Below are 16834 nucleotides of genomic sequence, written 5' to 3' on the forward strand. Positions count from 1 at the left end.
AAAAGGGCGCATCCCAGTGTTTTCAATGGTTGCGCCGTTTTTGCTTCAAAACTTGAGATAATAGACAAACAAAATTATGTCAATAGGTATTTTTGTTTTTTCAATAAAATCCTATCGAAATTCCTTCACCCATATTCCTTTCCCATCGGATCCTACTGTAACCGCCCCACTCTCCATCGTCTGATATATGCAGCATCCTGCAAAAGCAAGTCTCTGTAAAAGCTCCTTCCCAGGATGTCCGTAAGAATTATTCCTGCTACAGGAAATCACTGCAATTTCCGGCTTTACTACATTCAAAAATTCCTGGCTGGTAGAATAGTCCGAACCATGATGAGCTACCTTTAAAACATCACAATCCGGCAGACAACTTTCCTTTTGCTGCTTTACAAGGAGAGCCTCCTCACCTTCCTTTTCCAAATCACCGGTAAAAAGGGCTGAAAAAGCACCATATTCCAGAAAAAGTACCATGGATGCTGCATTCTCATTGGTTCCATTATAAAGCCTATCTGGTGCCAGGCAGGTAAGCTTAAACTTTTTCTTTTGAATAGCCTCACCTGGCTGTATCCACCATACTTTGGTTCCTTTTTCCTTCCCCAGCTGTGCTATTTCTTCTGCAGCCTCACTTCCTTTACGGTCCGCAGGAAGCACCAGACATTCCACCCGTTTTTCCTCCAAAAGCTTTCGTACTCCACTTATATGATCCTCGTCCAAATGAGAAAGAAAAACATAATCCACTCTGCCTCTTCCCTTACATTTTATAAAAGGGAGCAGCCGGTATTTTCCCAATGCCTTTTCGCTGCTGCTTCCACCATCGATTAACATATCTATTCCTTCCTCACAGGAAATAAAGGTTCCATCTCCCTGTCCCACATCCAGAAAGGTAAGCTCTATGCCAGAAATCTTCTGTGGCAAAAGAAGCAGCAGTACCAAAGGCAGCAGCTCAAAAGTCACTAACCACCGTTTTTTACTCTCTTTTTGCAGGTAACAAAAGACTCCCAGAAGTCCCAAGCCATAGATAAGAATTTTCCAAAAAGGAGGCTGTCCTGGATTCCATACTGCCATTGGCAGTGTCATGGAAAACTCTGCAGCAGTCTCATAAAGCTTTAAAATCCCCCAGACTCCACCCACCAGAAATCTGCCCAGAGTAAGGCTGAAAAGTCCTGCGATTCCGGCAAGCAGCCCACCTCCTGTAACCAGGGACATAAGCGGCACCAGAAAAATATTTAAAAACATACCGTATACCGGAATTTCATAATAGAACCATAAAATTACAGGTAAGGTAATAAAAGAAACTGCCAGCTGAAACAAAATAGCACGCTTCGACCATTTGAGCCCCTTTGTAAACAGTGATTTTTCAGCCTTTTCCTGTTTTAAAAAGCACTGCTCCAAAGCAGGATATAAGCTTCCCGCTCCCAGTACAGCTCCAAAGGACAGTAAAAATCCACTCTGAAACAGTTGACCTGGCTTTTGAAGCAATATCCAGACAGCACTAAATCCAAGGGCTGTCTCCCTGTCATAGGCTCTTCCCAGAAGCTCTGCTATAAGAGCCAGTAAAATCATAAGCACAGCCCGGCTGGTCGAAATACTAAAGCCTGTCAGCGTTCCATAAAAAAGTAAAGAAACCATGCCACAGGCTGCTGCCAGACGTCTGCTCCCCTTAAGCACCAAAACCAGCTGGTAAACCGCCATCGCTGCAATCGAGATATGTAAACCAGAAATCGCCAGCAAATGCCCGATGCCTGCCTGTTGGTAAATATTCCTTACTTCTCCCGGTAGCCCTGATTTTTCTCCCAACACCATAGCTGTCAGAATAGCAGCCTCTTTCTCAGGCAAAAGCTCAAAATAAACCTCTCTGAGCCGCTCCCTCAAATGAAAAATTCCTTTTTTTCCAAAAGGAGCCTCTGAAAGCAGAATTACTTTTTCAGCCCATAAAAAATAGCTTATATTTTTGCTTTTATAATAGGAAAATTCATTAAATTGCCCCGGATTACCGGGCAAAGAAAAGCCTTCAAGATTTCCAAAGACCTGTATTTTACAGCCTGGGCAAAGCTTTTTATCCTCAAACTTCAAAGCCTCCAGATGTTCCTCAGAAATAAAAATAAGAATATGATCCATCACCAGTCTCATGCCTGAAGAGGTTTCTGCCATATCTGTTACGGTTCCTCGAATCGTAACCGGCTCTGTCCCTGGCTCTGGCGAAACAGAAAAAATATATGTTTTAAAAAGGCAGCACTGCAGTAAAACCGCCAGTGCTGCCCATACCAAAGGTCGTCTTATCGCTGCCTTCCCCCCTTTTACTGCTGCTTTTCCTTTCTCACAATATCAAGATTTCTTTCAAAAGGAATATCCAGTGGCGATCCATCTCCAAAAACAGGTACTGCTTCTCCATTTACAGTAATCTGCACCTTATTAACTGCCGGAATTTCAATCAGTGAGTCCACAACAGAGTAAATAGCAATCTCATCAGAAATCTCTGCTCTCTTCTTTAAAAACACCTCATTAAAATCCACATAACAGATACCGTCCTTTACCGTAACCTTAGACAGCCTTGTCCCCTCCGGAATGGTAGCAAACACCTCATTTTCATCTACTCCCGCAATACTGCCCGGCCCCTTAACCAGCTGTTCAAGCACCAGCTGTTCAATCGGCACCGCACCGTCATAGCGAATCTTCACTCTGGTTTCCACCAGCTGCTTTCCTGTCTTATCCGAAAAATACAAGGTAACAATAGCGTTCTGCTCAAACTTTGTCTCTCCACCTGTATTATCAATAAAATCCTCCGCTGTCATAAATCCAATTGGTTTATCCAGACTGTCCTTTAGCGGCTGTCCATCTACAAGAAAGCTTACATATGTTACATCCTCAACCTGGCACAATGTCTTTACTATCGCTGCCCTGCACAAAATTTCCTGGGTTACAGAAAGCTTTTTGTATTCTGAATTAAAGGAAAGGGTCAGCTGCTCATTTTCAATAGCTCCAACCTGTGTAATCACCACACTTTCCGGAACCGCCTTTTTATAGCTACGGTTCTGCGGTGCAATCGTCATCAGTGCCTCCAGGTATTCTCCTACCAATCCCTGCGTATCATTCTCAGCAGATGTCACCTCATATTCCTCAGCTACAAGCTGATTTTCCGCATTGTTCAAATAATACAAGTACCTTGTACCCTCTGTTATCTTATCCTTCCCAGTCTGCTTTTTGCTGCATCCCGCCATTGCAAGAATAAGAACTGCAAGAATACAGATAAAACCTCTTTTTCTCATATTCATCCTCATTTCTATGCAATATAATTTAACGGAACTCTTACAGTAAAGGTTGAACCTTCCTTTTCCTTACTGTATACCTTGATTGCACCACGGTGCATCAAAATAGCATTCCGGGTAATAGATAAGCCCAGACCGGTACCACCAGTTTCCCTGGAACGGGCCTTATCTACACGATAAAACCGCTCAAAAATATGGTTCTGCAGTTCCTCCGGAATACCCACCCCGGAATCAGCTACCTTTACATAGAAAAATTTATGGTCTGCATTCAGAGAGACTCTGACCCAGCCATCATCATAGTTGTATTTAATTGCATTTTCAATCAGATTTGTAATTGCCAGAGAAAGCTTCACCTCATCCACCTCTGCAGTAACGGGACGGAAGCTTTCAAAAATAAGCTCAATATTTCTCTTATTGGCAATCGGCTGAAGCCGTTTTAAAATCTGCTCCAGCAAATCATTGATATTAATCGCTGAAATATTTAATTCTCCTGCCTTCCTGTCCATCTTTACCAAGGACAGGAGATCATTGATAATCTTATTTTCTCTCTCAATCTCCTCAGCAATATCCACCATAAATTCACGATAAAGCTCTGCCGAAGCATCCTCCTGGCTCAAAAGGGAATCCGACAACACCTTAATAGAGGTAATCGGTGTCTTCAGCTCGTGAGATACGTTGGAAACAAACTCCTGCCTGGAATCCTCCAGATTCTGGAGCCTTGCAAACAAGCGGTTAAAGGCATCTGATATGTTCTCAACCTCATTATAGCCGCCAATCGATACCGGCTCATTCAAATAGCCTTCTGTCGCATGGTCAATACTATCTGCCACTCTGGCAAAGGGCTTCGTCAGCATAGTTGAATAGATGTAAGAAAAAATCACCACAACAACTCCGATAATTATAGATAGCGTATATGCCCTTCCATAAAGAGTCTCCATCAGATTATAAATACTCTTTGTAGAGAAGCTCATAATAATAATACCTACGTTTTCCTTTGTAGCTACGTTGGTAATCGGTGTCACAAACTCTACATACTGTCCTCTGTCATCTACATAGCTGCTGCTTTTTCCCTTAGCACACTCAAGCACCTGTTCTGAAATAATGATTTTTCCTTCCTCCAGGCCATACGTATCTTTTATAATATGTAGAGAATTATCGACAATAACAATCCTTCCCCGATAAGCCTCTGCCACCTGTTCAATTTCCCTGTCTGCCTCAGAAACATCCACAGCACCTGCAAAATAGTTAGAAGATATCAACAGATTGGATATAATATTTCGTTTTTCCTGCAGCTCATTGACACGTCCATCAATGGCTTTATCATAATAAGTATTAATCAAAACCCTGGAAAATAGTAATATTGGCAGCATTCCTACCAAAAACATAACAAAAAAGGTCTGAAGCCTCATACTTTTCAGGAATTTAAATTTAGATTTAATTCTTGAAAAAATAGCCAACACCCCATTTTGTATGTATGAACTTTGGTTCACTTGGATTTGCTTCTATCTTCTCTCTTAAACGCCGGATGTGAACATCCACCGTTCTCACATCCCCTGGATAATCATAGCCCCAGACAAGATTCAAAAGATTTTCTCTGCTATAGACCTTATTCGGATTCATCATCAGAAGCTCTAAAAGATCAAATTCCTTAGCAGTCAGGTTCACTTCTCTTTCGTTGATATAGACCCTTCTTCCCTCACAATCTACCTTTAACTCGTCTATTATCACAACCTTGCCGGAATCCTCACGGGACTGCTTGGCACCGCTTCTTCTCATAATCGCCTTAATTCTTGCCTTTACCTCAAGAATATTAAATGGCTTTGTAATATAATCGTCAGCACCATACTCCAATCCCAGAATCTTATCCATATCATCCCCCTTTGCTGTCAGCATGATAACAGGTACATCAGAAAACTCCCTTACCTGCTGGCATACCTCAAAGCCATTGAGCTTTGGCAGCATAACATCCAAAAGGATGATATCATACTCTTTCCTTTTTGCTGCCTCCAGTGCTTCTTCTCCATCATAGGCACAATCTACTTCCATGCCATCCTGTTCAAGACTGAATCGGATTCCCTTCACAATCAGCTTTTCATCATCGACGACTAATACTTTCTTTCCCACTTGATATTCCTGCCTTTCAATTATTAAATCGTAATTTTATCTTTTATTTTTTGTAGGACACCGTCCTTGATTCCTTCTATTTTCGTCAAATCCTCAATGGATATAAAGTTCCCATGAAGTCTGCGGTAGGCAAGAATAGCCTCCGCCTTAGATTCACCGATTCCAGGAAGCTGCATCAGTTCCTCCTTTGAGGCCAGATTAATATTTACCCTGTCATCTCCAGCTTCTTCGTTCACAGAGCATACATAGAGCTGTTCACCATCCTTAAGAAATCTTGCCAGATTAACACTGGCTTCTCTGGCTGTCTTTGTAAAACCACCAGCTGCTTCTATTGCATCAGCTACCCGGCTGTCTGGCTCCAGCTGATACATTCCCGGCTGTTTTACCTCGCCACAGACATGAACGCAGAGCTGCTTTTTCTCTGCCCCTTTCTCTGGCTCCTCTTGTACCTCCAGTTCCTTCGGATTATCTGCAACTTCCTCCACTATCTCTTCTGCTATATTTTCCTGGCCTTTTTGCCGAAAAGAAATACAGCTGTAAAAGATTCCCATTCCGCAAAATAAAAGAATTACAACCAAAATGCCTGTTTTTTTATAATTCATGTATCCAACTCCTGTTCCCCGTATGCCCTTTATAGGTTTTCCAGCGTAAGATACCACTTTTATTCTATCCAATTAGTCTGGGGATTACAATAGTTTTTTTGTATTAATTTATTCCCATTTAAAAATAATTACACCAATAATAGCAATTACCATACCTACCAGTCTTTTCCATTCAAAGCTGACCCGTTCCACACCAAAAATTCCAAAAAGCTCAATCAGATATGCCACTATCAGCTGTGAAATAACAATCAGCATAACCGATTTTGCCGGTCCCAGACGGTTCATGCTTTCAATTACCGTAAATGTAATAAAAGCTCCAATCGCCCCGCCCAGCAGCATGTATTTATGTGGTACCTGGACCAAGGCCCCCACGCTTCCTTCTCTTCCTGTTACAAACCATGCCACAATGCAGACTAAAAATGCCGTAAGCTGAACAAAACCTGCCGAAATCCATACTCCTGCTGTCTTTGTCACTCCTGTATTAAAAACCCCCTGGATACTCATCAAAGCTCCTGAAATTAATGCAATCACTATTCCCCACATAGAAAAACTCCTTTTCTTTTTACTATGGGCTTTTTATAGCGTTTTTATACTATAAAACACCTAACCCTCCTATTGAATAAAAAAGGCAGCAACAGATTTCTCCATTACTGCCAGGTATCTATACGATACTCCTTTATATTATCTTTGTTTACCAAAAAGGTTTCTGTTAAATACTGTTTTTTTACAGCCTGTCCATCCAGATACTGCATCATCACGCTATAAGCATCCATTGCAAGGCTCATAGGGCTTTCTGCTGCAAAGGCTTCCAGGTTTTTATTTCCGTCAACCATGATTTTTTTAAGCTCTGGTGATCCTCCGACACTGAATATCTTAAGATTTTCACAACCTTCTTCTTCACAAAGCTTTAAAAGTACAAGCGTTATTTCATCACAGGTAGAAAAAATATATTGCAGGTCTTCTACTTCTTCTAGTAGATTTTGGAATTCTTTTCGTATCAGTTCTTCATCATGGGATGTAATAATCTCCTTCTCTACACGGAAATAGCTGCCTCCGATAGCTGCACGAAAGCCATATCTCTTTTCCTTTCCAAAATTTTTCGCATACTCTGTAAATATGGCAACTCCTGCTTTATTATATACATCCTTTCCGGGCATACATTTATTAACCATATAATCAGCCAAAATAAAACCGGAATTGAAATTATCAGAATCCACAAAAGCTACTACCTGCTCTGTATCCTTCATTCCTTGTTCCATCATAATTACCGGTATATTGTTCCTTTTCAGTTCTTCTAATACCGGCAATAATTCACCGCTGTCAACAGGGTTTAGAAAAACCGCATCTACCCCCATCCTTTCCATCTCCTGCAGCTGCTGTATCTGAAGCTTAATGTCATCCTCCGAATCCATGGAAATAAGCCTGTCTCCGCCGCCATGAATATATTCATTCAATGTCAGCTCCAGCTTATTGTAGTAATCCGAATCCTTCCCCAAATTACTCAGTCCAAACAACCAGCCCTCTTCCGGCCTGTCTCCTAAAGGTTTCTTTTGTTTATCTTTTTCTTCCTGAACTTTCAATTCTTCCTCTGTCTTTTTAACAATAAACTCCTGTTCTGCCCCATTTTCCTTATAAAATCCCTGTTCAAAGGTGCCAATAGCAATCATTAAAAGTATCATGGCGGTCACAGAACCAATTACCCATACTTTTTTCAAAAAATTACCTCCTGTCAACCTCTTGACTATTTTATTATAATAGAAATTTTACAGCAATTCAACAGATTTCTGTTCGAGGCCTAGTAGCTGTTCCTTTATCGCAAGGCCACCAGCATATCCAACCATGCTTCCATTACTTCCAAGCACTCTATGGCAGGGTATAATGATTGGAATTGGGTTTTTATTATTCGCCATACCTACCGCTCTACAGGCTTTCGGATTACCAATTGCCTCCGCAATTTCCTTGTAGCTTCGTGTCTCTCCATAAGGAATCTGCTGCAAAGCCTCCCACACTTGTTTCTGAAATAAAGTTCCAGCCGGTGCCAGAGGTATCGCAAACTCCCTCCTCCTGCCGCTAAAATACTCTGAAAGTTCCTTTTTCAGCTCCATTTCCACGCTATCAAGCTCCTTTAAAGCCCCTGTTGTCTCCAGTTCTTTTTCATTTTCCGCATCAAACCAAAGCCTCTCCAAACCGTCTTCTCCAATGCAGTATCCTAAAATACCCAAAGGTGATAAAATCCTTCCTATCCTTTTTTTCTCCAATACCTTTTCTCCTTTTATAGTTTTTTCCTATAAATCTTTTTCTCTGATATAAATAATCAATTTCCCACTTTTTATTATATATGGTACAGTAATTTTATACAAGTACATTATACATATGGGAGGATTCAAATGAACGAAAAGCGTAACATTATTATCTCTGCCGCACTTATCGGCATTATTTCAGTTGCCCTGGTATACCTGGGTAATCCTGCTAACATGGGCTTCTGCCTTGCCTGCTTTGTCAGGGATACTGCAGGCGGCCTCGGTCTTCACCGTGCTGAGGTTGTACAGTATCTGCGTCCCGAATTGATTGGCCTTATTCTGGGCTCCTTTCTCCTCGCTCTGGGTCGCAAAGAATTTTCTCCAAGAGGTGGAAGCTCTCCCTTTACCCGTTTTACCCTTGGCTTTTTTGCCATGGTTGGAGCATTGATGTTTTTAGGCTGCCCGTTCCGTATGCTTTTACGTCTGGCTGGCGGTGATTTAAATGCTCTTGTAGGTCTGGTTGGCTTTATTGCCGGCATCGGACTTGGTATCTTTTTCCTGAACAGGGGCTTCACATTAAAGCGGACTCATAATTTTTCCAAGCTGGAGGGAGCTTCTATGCCAATCGTAGCCATTCTCCTGCTGGGTCTTGCACTTTTTGCACCAAGCCTCTTATTATTCAGCCAGGAGGGCCCTGGCTCCAAGCATGCCCCTCTTTTTATAGCTTTACTGGCTGGACTTATCGTTGGTGCACTGGCACAGCGTACTCGTTTTTGTATGGTTGGCGGTATCCGTGATTTCCTTCTTTTCCGTGAAACCACATTAATCATTGGTTTTATTACCCTTTTTGTAGTTGCCATGATTGCTAATATTGCTTTAGGATTTTTCCATCCTGGCTTTGCCGGACAGCCTATTGCTCACACAGATGGACTCTGGAATTTCCTTGGAACTGCACTTTTAGGCTTTGCCTGTGTTCTCTTGGGTGGCTGCCCACTGCGTCAGTTCATACTTGCCGGTGAAGGCAATACAGACTCAGCAATAGCTATCCTTGGTCTTTTGGTAGGTGCAGCCTTTTGTCATAACTTTAAGCTAGCTTCTTCTGCAGACGGCCCTACGACTAATGGAAAAATTGCCGTTATTATCGGCTTCATCGTATTATTGATTATTGCTTTTGCTAACAGCAGAGAAGCAACGGATAACTAAAATATATACATATACAACATTTTTTAACAGGAGGTTTCTATGGAAACAATTGATGCAAGAGGACTTTCCTGTCCACAGCCTGTTTTAATGGCAAAAAAGGCTCTTTCAAAAAAAGAAGCGGCCTATACAATCCTAGTGGACACTAAGGCTGCAAAAGAAAACGTAACCCGCTTTGCTGGACATGCCGGCTACAATGTAACTGCTGAGGTGACAGATAACGAATACTATACTTTATCCCTCACACAAAAATGAACCGCTATATTGTCACCTTCCACTCCCATTTTTCAGCCATCAGCTTTCACCGTTCCATGAAAAAGCAGGGGATTGCCGCCCAGCTTATGCCTATTCCCAGGTATCTAAGTTCTTCCTGCGGCACCTGCGTAGCCCTTACCTGGGAAGCTTCCCGGGAGCAGGAGCTTTTGAAATATGATGGAGTGGAAGGCATATATATACAGGAAAGTTAAAAATCGGGCGTGCTCCTTAACGGGCACGCCCTCTATCATTCCCTCTATTAATTTACATTACTTGCCGCAATTTTCACCTTGCTCCAGAGGTTACTGATAAGCTTTCTTGTCTGCTCATCAAACTGAAATACTTCATCTTTCTCATTATCCGTTCTTGGGATATAGGCATTGATTCCTTCGTAGTCGCCACTCTCACCGGAAAGCTCTTCTACAACCGCCCTGTTAGGTGAGGTATAGCCTACATAGCTGGAATTATCATAGGCTCCCTCATAGCTGCTTATATAGTTAATAAACTCATGAGCAAGCTCCGGATTCTTTGCATTAGCAGGAATAACCATGGCATCTGACCACAGATTAGTACCTTTCTTTGGTAAATAAAAGCCCATATTTTCATTTTCACTCATGACATAGGACGCGTCTCCAGAGTAAATAACTCCCAGTGCCTTTCTTCCCTGAGCCATATTATCAATGATTTCATCAGTAACGATTTCCGGTTCCATGGTTTCCACACATTGAACAAGCCACTGGTATGCCTTTTGAAGCTCAGCATCGTCACTGGTATTCATCGAATATCCAAGAGACTTTAAAGCCATCATAAAGGAATCCCTTTCCGAATCATACAGATAAATGTCACCTTTGTATTTTTCATTCAGGAAAATAGCAAAGCCTTCCTTTTCCAAGTCTTCTATATCCACCTTGGTTTTATCGTATACAATCCCTACATTTCCCCAGAAATATGGAACAGAATATTCATTCTCCGGGTCATATGGCAGTCCCTTTACCTCATCAGAAAGTTCAGCCATACAATCCAGTCTTGAAGGATCCAGCTTTTGTAAAAGCTCCTCACTAATAAGCCGTTCAATCATATAATCGCTTGGAACAAGGACATCATAGGCTTCTCCATTGGCTATCTTAATATACATCTGTTCATTAGACTCATAGTGTTCCATGATTATCCGGGCTCCTGTTTTTTCTTCAAAATTACGAATGATATTTTCTCCTGTATATTCACCCCAGTTATATACATGAAGAGTCTGTCCCTCATATGGCAGCCCCATATTACTAATATCGCTTTTCAAAGCAACCAGCCCGACAGCCAGTGCAGCAAATACTCCCACCGGAATCAGTAAAATAACCTTACCATTCTTTCCCTTTTTCTCCCGCCGTGCCATAAGCACCGGTACTGCATTAATTGTAATAAGCACAATTGTAATAATAACTACTACCAGAGTGGAAATCGCATTAATACTCGGATTGACTCTCTTGCTCATGGTGTAGACCATAATACTTAAATTTTTTACACCCTGCCCTGTTACAAAATAAGAAATAATAAAATCATCCACAGACATTGTAAAGGCAATCAACGCACCTGAAATAATGCCCGGCGTAATCTGAGGTACAATTACCTTTATCAGTGCCTGAAATGGCGTAGCTCCTAAATCCATCGCCGCATTAGCAAGATTCGGGTCAAGAGAACGTACCTTTGGCATAACGGAAAGAATTACATAAGGAATACAAAAGGCAATATGTGCCAAAAGCATCGTTGCATACCCCTTCTCCACCCGAAAGGTAATAAATAAAAGCATAAAACCAATGGCTGTTACTATTTCCGGATTCATCATCGGAAGATTATCCACCTGATTCATAATATCACGGATAATTTTCTTAGATTTGCTTAATCCAATCGCTGTAATAGTTCCTGCTACCGTAGATACAAAAGTAGCAATCAATGCTACACTAAAGGTCGTATACAAGGCCCCCATCATGTCACGGGATTCCAGCATATGCTGATACCATCGAAGAGAGAAGCCTGTAAAATGAGTCAAAGACTTTCCTTCATTAAAGGAAAAAATGATCATATAAAGGATTGGCAGATAGAAGAATAAAATCATCAACACTATCAGCACTTTCCCTAAAGAATGTTTTTCTTTTTTCACGCTTCTTCTTCCTCCTTTCCTCCCCTAGTAAACAGCTCTGCTTTTCTGACTGCCATCATAAGCAGCATCATAACAGCTGCCATTATCATAGAAATGGCACTTCCAAAGTTCCACTCACCAACGGTAATAAACTGGTTTTCAATGAGGTTTCCAATCAGGAAATACTGCCCACCGCCGAGAAGCTTCGGAATGAAAAAGGAACTGACTGCTGGTAAAAATACCAATGTAATTCCGTTAATAACTCCCGGCAGTGAAAGGGGCAAAGTCACACGGAGAAAGGTCTGATTCTTATCTGCTCCAAGGTCAGCACTGGCCTCCAAAAGAGAATGATCCATCTTACTTAAGGAGGTGTTAATCTGTAAAATCATAAACGGCAGGAAGTTATATACCATTCCAAGAAGTACTGCTCCCTCTGTATATAAAAGTTCTACATTTCCTAAACCGACAAAGCTTAAAAGCTTCTGAATAATACCGCCCTCACTTAAAAGTCCAATCCATGCATAGGTTCTTACAAGCATATTAATCCACATAGGAATTGTAATGCATAAAACAAGCATATTCTGCACCTTTTCTGAGCTCCGTGCAATATAATAAGCCAGGGGATACCCTAAAAGCAGACAAATAAGCGTTGTTTTTATGGCAATTGCAAGGGATCTCCACAAAATCAGTAAAAAGTCGGGATCCGTAAAAAACTTGACATAATGCTCCAATGTAAAAGAAAAGGATATAATGGCATTTCCCTGGTTCATAAAAGAATACATGGCAATTAATGCCATAGGTAAGACCAGCATCATAGCTGCCCACGCAATATATGGAATTGCTAACTGTGAAAATCGTTTCATTATTCGTATACCACCTTTGACATAACATGAATATCCTCTGGGAAGAAGGTCAAACCAACCTCTGCACCTACCTCTGTATAATCTGTTGTATGAATTTTAAATTCCCGGCCTGTGGTAGAGAAGGTCACCTTATAAATCCCCTCCTTTACATCCTCCGGATCAAAATCATAGTCAACACTGATATCAATGCTCTGATCCTCATCACTAAGCTTCCAGCCCTGTGCATTTGCCCAGGTCTTGATATCGGTATCCAGTGCCTGGGATTCTAAAATTTCATCTACGGATTTAAAGAAGTTAAATGCCATGATAGCCTCATTGGCCTTTTCATTCTTTACAAATGGCTGATTTACTACAAAAATACTTCGTTCTATCGTAGTACCGCCTGCCGCATGGAAAATAACCGGATAGCGTCCTGGCTCCTCCTTTAATTCATATTCAATTTTAGCAATGGAGGTATACTCATCGGTCTGCGGATTCCACGCCTGTGCATTGGAACGAGCAATAATCTCCTTGTCATCCAGGCTCTCCAAATCCTCAATATCCACGTAAAAATCATTGGCACTGATTTTTTCCTTTCCATCTGTACTGGTAACATCATGATTGCGGATAACGTGCATATTTACAGTAACTGTAGTACCAGGAACCGTTTCCACAATAATTTCATAATGTACTCCCTTAAATAGTACACTTAAAACCTCTCCTGTCATCTTGCCATCAGCCACATCTACAATATCAATATCCTCCGGACGGATAACAACATCTACCTTCTCATCCTTTTTAAAGCCAAAATCCACGCAGTCAAAGGTAATATCATCAAACCTTACCTTATAATCCTCCGGCATCGTAGCCGGAATAATATTACTTTCACCAATAAAATTAGCTACATAGCTGTTAGCAGGCTCATTATAGATTTCCTCCGGTGTACCTACCTGTTGGATTTCTCCATTCCGCATAACAACAATCTTATCTGACATCGTAAGGGCTTCTTCCTGGTCATGGGTTACAAAGATAAAGGTAATCCCTACCTCCTGCTGAATCCGTTTCAACTCATACTGCATCTCCTTGCGGAGCTTTAAATCAAGAGCAGCCAGCGGCTCATCCAAAAGAAGCACCTTTGGCTCGTTGACAAGAGCTCTTGCAATCGCCACACGCTGCTGCTGTCCACCAGAAAGCAGAGTTGTATTCTTATTTTCATAGCCCTCCAGACCGATAAGCTTTAACATCTTCATAACCTTCTGGTCAATTACGTCCTGGCTCATCTTCTTAATCCGAAGTCCAAAAGCAATATTTTCATACACACTCAGATGTGGAAACAAGGCATATTTCTGAAATACGGTATTTAATTCTCTTTCATAAGGAGGTTTCTTACTGATTTCTTCTCCATCAAACATGACACTTCCCTCATCGGCATCAAGAAAGCCTCCCAAAATCCTAAGAAGGGTCGTTTTACCACAGCCACTTGGACCCAGCAAAGTGACAAATTCCTTTTCATAAATATCAAGGTTTACTCCCTTCAAAACAATCTGTCCGTCAAAATTTTTTACAATATTACGGAATTCAATTAATTTCTTTTTTTCCATATATCTTATTCTCCTCTAAAACATAGGTGGTGTGGTAATCCAAAGAACCAGTGCTTCACTTGTACTGTTATTACATAGATAATGATTTTTTTTACCACTCATATAAAAGGTATCCTTCGCTTTTAGTCTGTATTTTTTATTATCACACATTAAGGTCACATTTCCCTTCAGTACAAAGCCAAATTCTTCCCCTTGATGGGCTATCATTTCCATGCTCTTTCCTCCCGGCAAAAGAGTCAAAAGAATCGGCTCCATTTCATTTTTCTGAGCATTTGGGATAATCCACTCAATCTGATATTCCTCCTGCTTATCTACAAAAAAATCCTTTGTAGAAAAAACAATCTGCTCTTCCTCTTCCTCATGGAAAAATTCTGACAAATTCGTCCCCAATGCCTCTAAAATATCCTCCAGCGTAGAAATACTCGGGCTTGTCAGATTACGTTCTACCTGCGATAAAAAGCCTTTGGTCAGTTCACTGCGGGATGCCAGATTTTCCAACGTTAAATCATTTTGTAGCCGCAGCTCCTTTATCTTTTTACCGATATCCATAACTCTCCTCCCTTTCTTTTGTTTTTAAATACTAAACTTTTTTTTCGCATACACACAACTCCTATTATACACATTTTTTTTCGTATTGCAATAGATTTTGTATTTTAAACTTTCTCATCGAATAAAAAAGCTGCCACTTCACGAATTTTCATTCATAAAGCAGCAGCCCTTTCAGAAACTATCCTTTTACATGTCGAATCATTCTGTCAATATCTTCATTCGTATTAATACATTCCATCGTAATTTCAGGATGCCTTTTCTGGAAAACACAAAATTATCAAATCCTCCATCTACAGTAGAATACATATCAAACACCTCCCTTAAGGTTCTATCCACATTGTTTGATAGCCCCATAACAACAATTGTTCCTGACAGCTTATGTAGCATTTACATACTATTTTCTGTCTCTGCTTCCAAATCATTTATTTGCTCAAAGGTATTGTTTTGTGAAAACATTTTTCCACTAGATATTGCCCAAAGTGATCCATCACCTTCGAGGTGAAAAAAATTCCTTCTCCAGAATGGTTTTCCTTATCTGTTGTTAGCTTTCCTTTAAAAAGATTTTTTCCATAATATAGTATTTTATCCTTGCTCTTTTTTCTGCTGTCAATGACAATAACACAGGTTATGAAACATAAGTCTCATAACCTGCACTAATTACCCTATATGCCTAATTCCTTCATTCCATAAATCCGTTTCCAGTCCTTCGTTCCCTCTTCCTTTTCCACCTCGGAACGATTGTGGCTTAGAAAACGAACTAAATCATAACAATCGATCCAGATTTCTCCATTTCCTTCCTTCTGGGATTCATCAAAAATCAGCTGAATGCCAAAGTGAAGATGGGTTACATCAATATTGTTTGTATTTTCCTTGGTACTGTATCCTGTATGCCCCATATATCCGATAACATCTCCTGCTGTCACAGTGCTGCCCTCCTCAAGGGTTCTGTAAAAGGGATAGTTCTGCCGCAGATGAGCATAGTAATAGTAGCGTTTTCCATCAAAGCTCCGGATTCCTATACGCCAGCCACCATACTGATTCCAGCCCAGAGCCTCTACAATCCCTGACTCTACTGCTATAATGGGGGTTCCTGTCTGCCCCATCATATCATGTCCCAGATGCCTTCTCTGATAACCATAGCTTCTGGAAACGCCAAAATCGTCATAATCATTATAGGGAAAATGCTTTGCAACAGGAGAAAAGGCCTTTAGCCCATAATGCTTTTCCCAGCCCTCTGCAGTCTGGATTTCATATTCTCCGACATATTCATCCAGCACAGCTGTATAGGCCTCCAGGTAATAGGAGTAGTATTTCATATCCTTTGTCAGCTCTTCTATCGTCTTCTCTCCGGAAATAAGAAGCTCTGCTGTTTTCTCTATTTCCTTTGCTGCACTGGAATTGAGCTTTCCACCCTCTCTTGCTGCCGTATAAGCCAGAAGCTCAATCCAGTTTACATGAACCGCCTTTCCATAGGTTTCCACATCCAGCTCATAGGCTTTGCAAAGAGCTTCATAGGAGACATCAAAATCTACCCATTTAATATAATCATCCTCTGTCACATTACTTCTCTTTTCTTCAGCATAGATTCTTATTTTCTTCACAACGGCTGCCGCGAGCAGAACTCCTAAAATTATAAGCTCTATCCTTATGAAAACAGCCGACCTGTTGTTTCTGTTTTTCAATCCTTCTACCGCCCCAAAAGCCTTACGGTATTTTATGCAGTACCTCAGTAAGATATGTCTGATAGTCTTCTATCACGCAGCCTGCCTCTTCCCTTGTCACTTTAGAGTAGCGGTTATAACAGGCTGAATTCATTCCGATTTTTCTTGGTCCCAGCACATCCTTTTTTAAGCTGTCTCCAATAAAGAGGCATTCCTCCGGACGACAGCCGGCTTTTTTTACACAAAGCTCAAAAAACCTTTTTGAGGGCTTGTCAGCCCCGGCCTCCTCACAAGTAACGACAGCAACAAAGTTGTCACGCGTCAAATTATAATTCTCTCCTGTCGCAATCCTGCCGCAGATTAAATCCT

At 41.1% G+C, this 16834-nt stretch carries 18 protein-coding genes; 3 read left to right on the forward strand and 15 right to left on the reverse strand.

Translation table 11 applies throughout. The features are described 5' to 3' along the window. Positions 1-111 precede the first annotated feature (111 nt). From ASU35_RS14700 to ASU35_RS14735, 8 genes are all read right to left on the reverse strand, one after another. On the reverse strand, positions 112-2265 hold the full coding sequence (locus ASU35_RS14700) for a DNA internalization-related competence protein ComEC/Rec2 (RefSeq protein ID WP_058353738.1): 2154 nt from the start codon (positions 2263-2265) through the stop codon (positions 112-114). A 29-nt stretch (positions 2266-2294) separates the two neighbouring features. Beyond that, entirely contained in the window at positions 2295-3263 is a 969-nt protein-coding gene (locus tag ASU35_RS14705; RefSeq protein ID WP_058353739.1) for a GerMN domain-containing protein, read from the reverse strand. 14 nt (positions 3264-3277) lie between these two features. Next, positions 3278-4633 carry a sensor histidine kinase gene (locus ASU35_RS14710; protein ID WP_242861293.1) on the reverse strand — a complete coding sequence of 452 codons (1356 nt, stop codon included), beginning with the start codon at positions 4631-4633 and terminating at the stop codon, positions 3278-3280. A gap of 64 nt (positions 4634-4697) precedes the next feature. Beyond that, positions 4698-5387: a response regulator transcription factor gene (locus tag ASU35_RS14715; RefSeq protein WP_058353741.1), complete on the reverse strand. Its 690-nt coding sequence runs from the start codon at positions 5385-5387 to the stop codon at positions 4698-4700. Between the two features lie 23 nt (positions 5388-5410). Next, a complete protein-coding gene (locus ASU35_RS14720) occupies positions 5411-5989 on the reverse strand; it encodes a ComEA family DNA-binding protein (RefSeq protein ID WP_058353742.1) in 579 nt (192 codons plus the stop codon). A 108-nt stretch (positions 5990-6097) separates the two neighbouring features. After that, positions 6098-6532, reverse strand: a complete 435-nt coding sequence (locus tag ASU35_RS14725; protein ID WP_058353743.1) for a DMT family transporter — start codon at positions 6530-6532, stop codon at positions 6098-6100. Positions 6533-6636: 104 nt separating this feature from the next. Further along, positions 6637-7704, reverse strand: a complete 1068-nt coding sequence (locus ASU35_RS14730; RefSeq protein ID WP_058353744.1) for a substrate-binding domain-containing protein — start codon at positions 7702-7704, stop codon at positions 6637-6639. Between the two features lie 48 nt (positions 7705-7752). Further along, entirely contained in the window at positions 7753-8247 is a 495-nt protein-coding gene (locus ASU35_RS14735; RefSeq protein ID WP_058353745.1) for a methylated-DNA--[protein]-cysteine S-methyltransferase, read from the reverse strand. A 129-nt stretch (positions 8248-8376) separates the two neighbouring features. On the opposite strand from ASU35_RS14735, the gene yedE reads away from it, so the two are divergent. Genes yedE through ASU35_RS20790 form a run of 3 tightly spaced genes read left to right on the forward strand, consistent with a single transcriptional unit; the run spans position 8377 to position 9896 of the window. Then, positions 8377-9432, forward strand: a complete 1056-nt coding sequence (gene yedE / locus ASU35_RS14740; protein ID WP_058353746.1) for a YedE family putative selenium transporter — start codon at positions 8377-8379, stop codon at positions 9430-9432. Positions 9433-9471: 39 nt separating this feature from the next. Next, complete coding sequence (locus ASU35_RS14745; protein WP_058353747.1) at positions 9472-9684, forward strand: sulfurtransferase TusA family protein; 213 nt, start codon at positions 9472-9474, stop codon at positions 9682-9684. After that, entirely contained in the window at positions 9681-9896 is a 216-nt protein-coding gene (locus ASU35_RS20790; protein WP_058353748.1) for a putative Se/S carrier protein, read from the forward strand. The genes ASU35_RS14745 and ASU35_RS20790 overlap by 4 nt, the downstream gene beginning before the upstream one ends. A 47-nt stretch (positions 9897-9943) precedes the next feature. Here ASU35_RS20790 and ASU35_RS14755 read toward each other — a convergent pair whose 3' ends face one another. The 7 genes from ASU35_RS14755 to ASU35_RS14780 form a co-directional block, all read right to left on the reverse strand. After that, positions 9944-11833: an extracellular solute-binding protein gene (locus ASU35_RS14755; protein ID WP_058353749.1), complete on the reverse strand. Its 1890-nt coding sequence runs from the start codon at positions 11831-11833 to the stop codon at positions 9944-9946. Beyond that, positions 11830-12675, reverse strand: a complete 846-nt coding sequence (locus ASU35_RS14760) for an ABC transporter permease (protein WP_058353750.1) — start codon at positions 12673-12675, stop codon at positions 11830-11832. Before ASU35_RS14760 ends, ASU35_RS14755 begins: the two co-directional genes overlap by 4 nt. Continuing rightward, entirely contained in the window at positions 12675-14255 is a 1581-nt protein-coding gene (locus ASU35_RS20960) for an ABC transporter ATP-binding protein (RefSeq protein ID WP_058353751.1), read from the reverse strand. The genes ASU35_RS14760 and ASU35_RS20960 overlap by 1 nt, the downstream gene beginning before the upstream one ends. A 15-nt stretch (positions 14256-14270) precedes the next feature. Beyond that, on the reverse strand, positions 14271-14804 hold the full coding sequence (locus ASU35_RS14770) for a helix-turn-helix domain-containing protein (protein ID WP_058353752.1): 534 nt from the start codon (positions 14802-14804) through the stop codon (positions 14271-14273). A gap of 198 nt (positions 14805-15002) precedes the next feature. Continuing rightward, positions 15003-15191: a hypothetical protein gene (locus tag ASU35_RS19405; RefSeq protein ID WP_147525465.1), complete on the reverse strand. Its 189-nt coding sequence runs from the start codon at positions 15189-15191 to the stop codon at positions 15003-15005. A 275-nt stretch (positions 15192-15466) separates the two neighbouring features. Next, a complete protein-coding gene (locus tag ASU35_RS14775; RefSeq protein WP_058353753.1) occupies positions 15467-16486 on the reverse strand; it encodes a M23 family metallopeptidase in 1020 nt (339 codons plus the stop codon). 22 nt (positions 16487-16508) lie between these two features. Further along, positions 16509-16834 (reverse strand): HAD family hydrolase (locus ASU35_RS14780; protein ID WP_147525466.1); only part of this gene is annotated, 326 nt, incomplete at its 5' end.

Source organism: Acetivibrio ethanolgignens (genome assembly GCF_001461035.1).
Taxonomy (GTDB): Bacteria; Bacillota; Clostridia; order Lachnospirales; family Lachnospiraceae; genus Velocimicrobium; species Velocimicrobium ethanolgignens.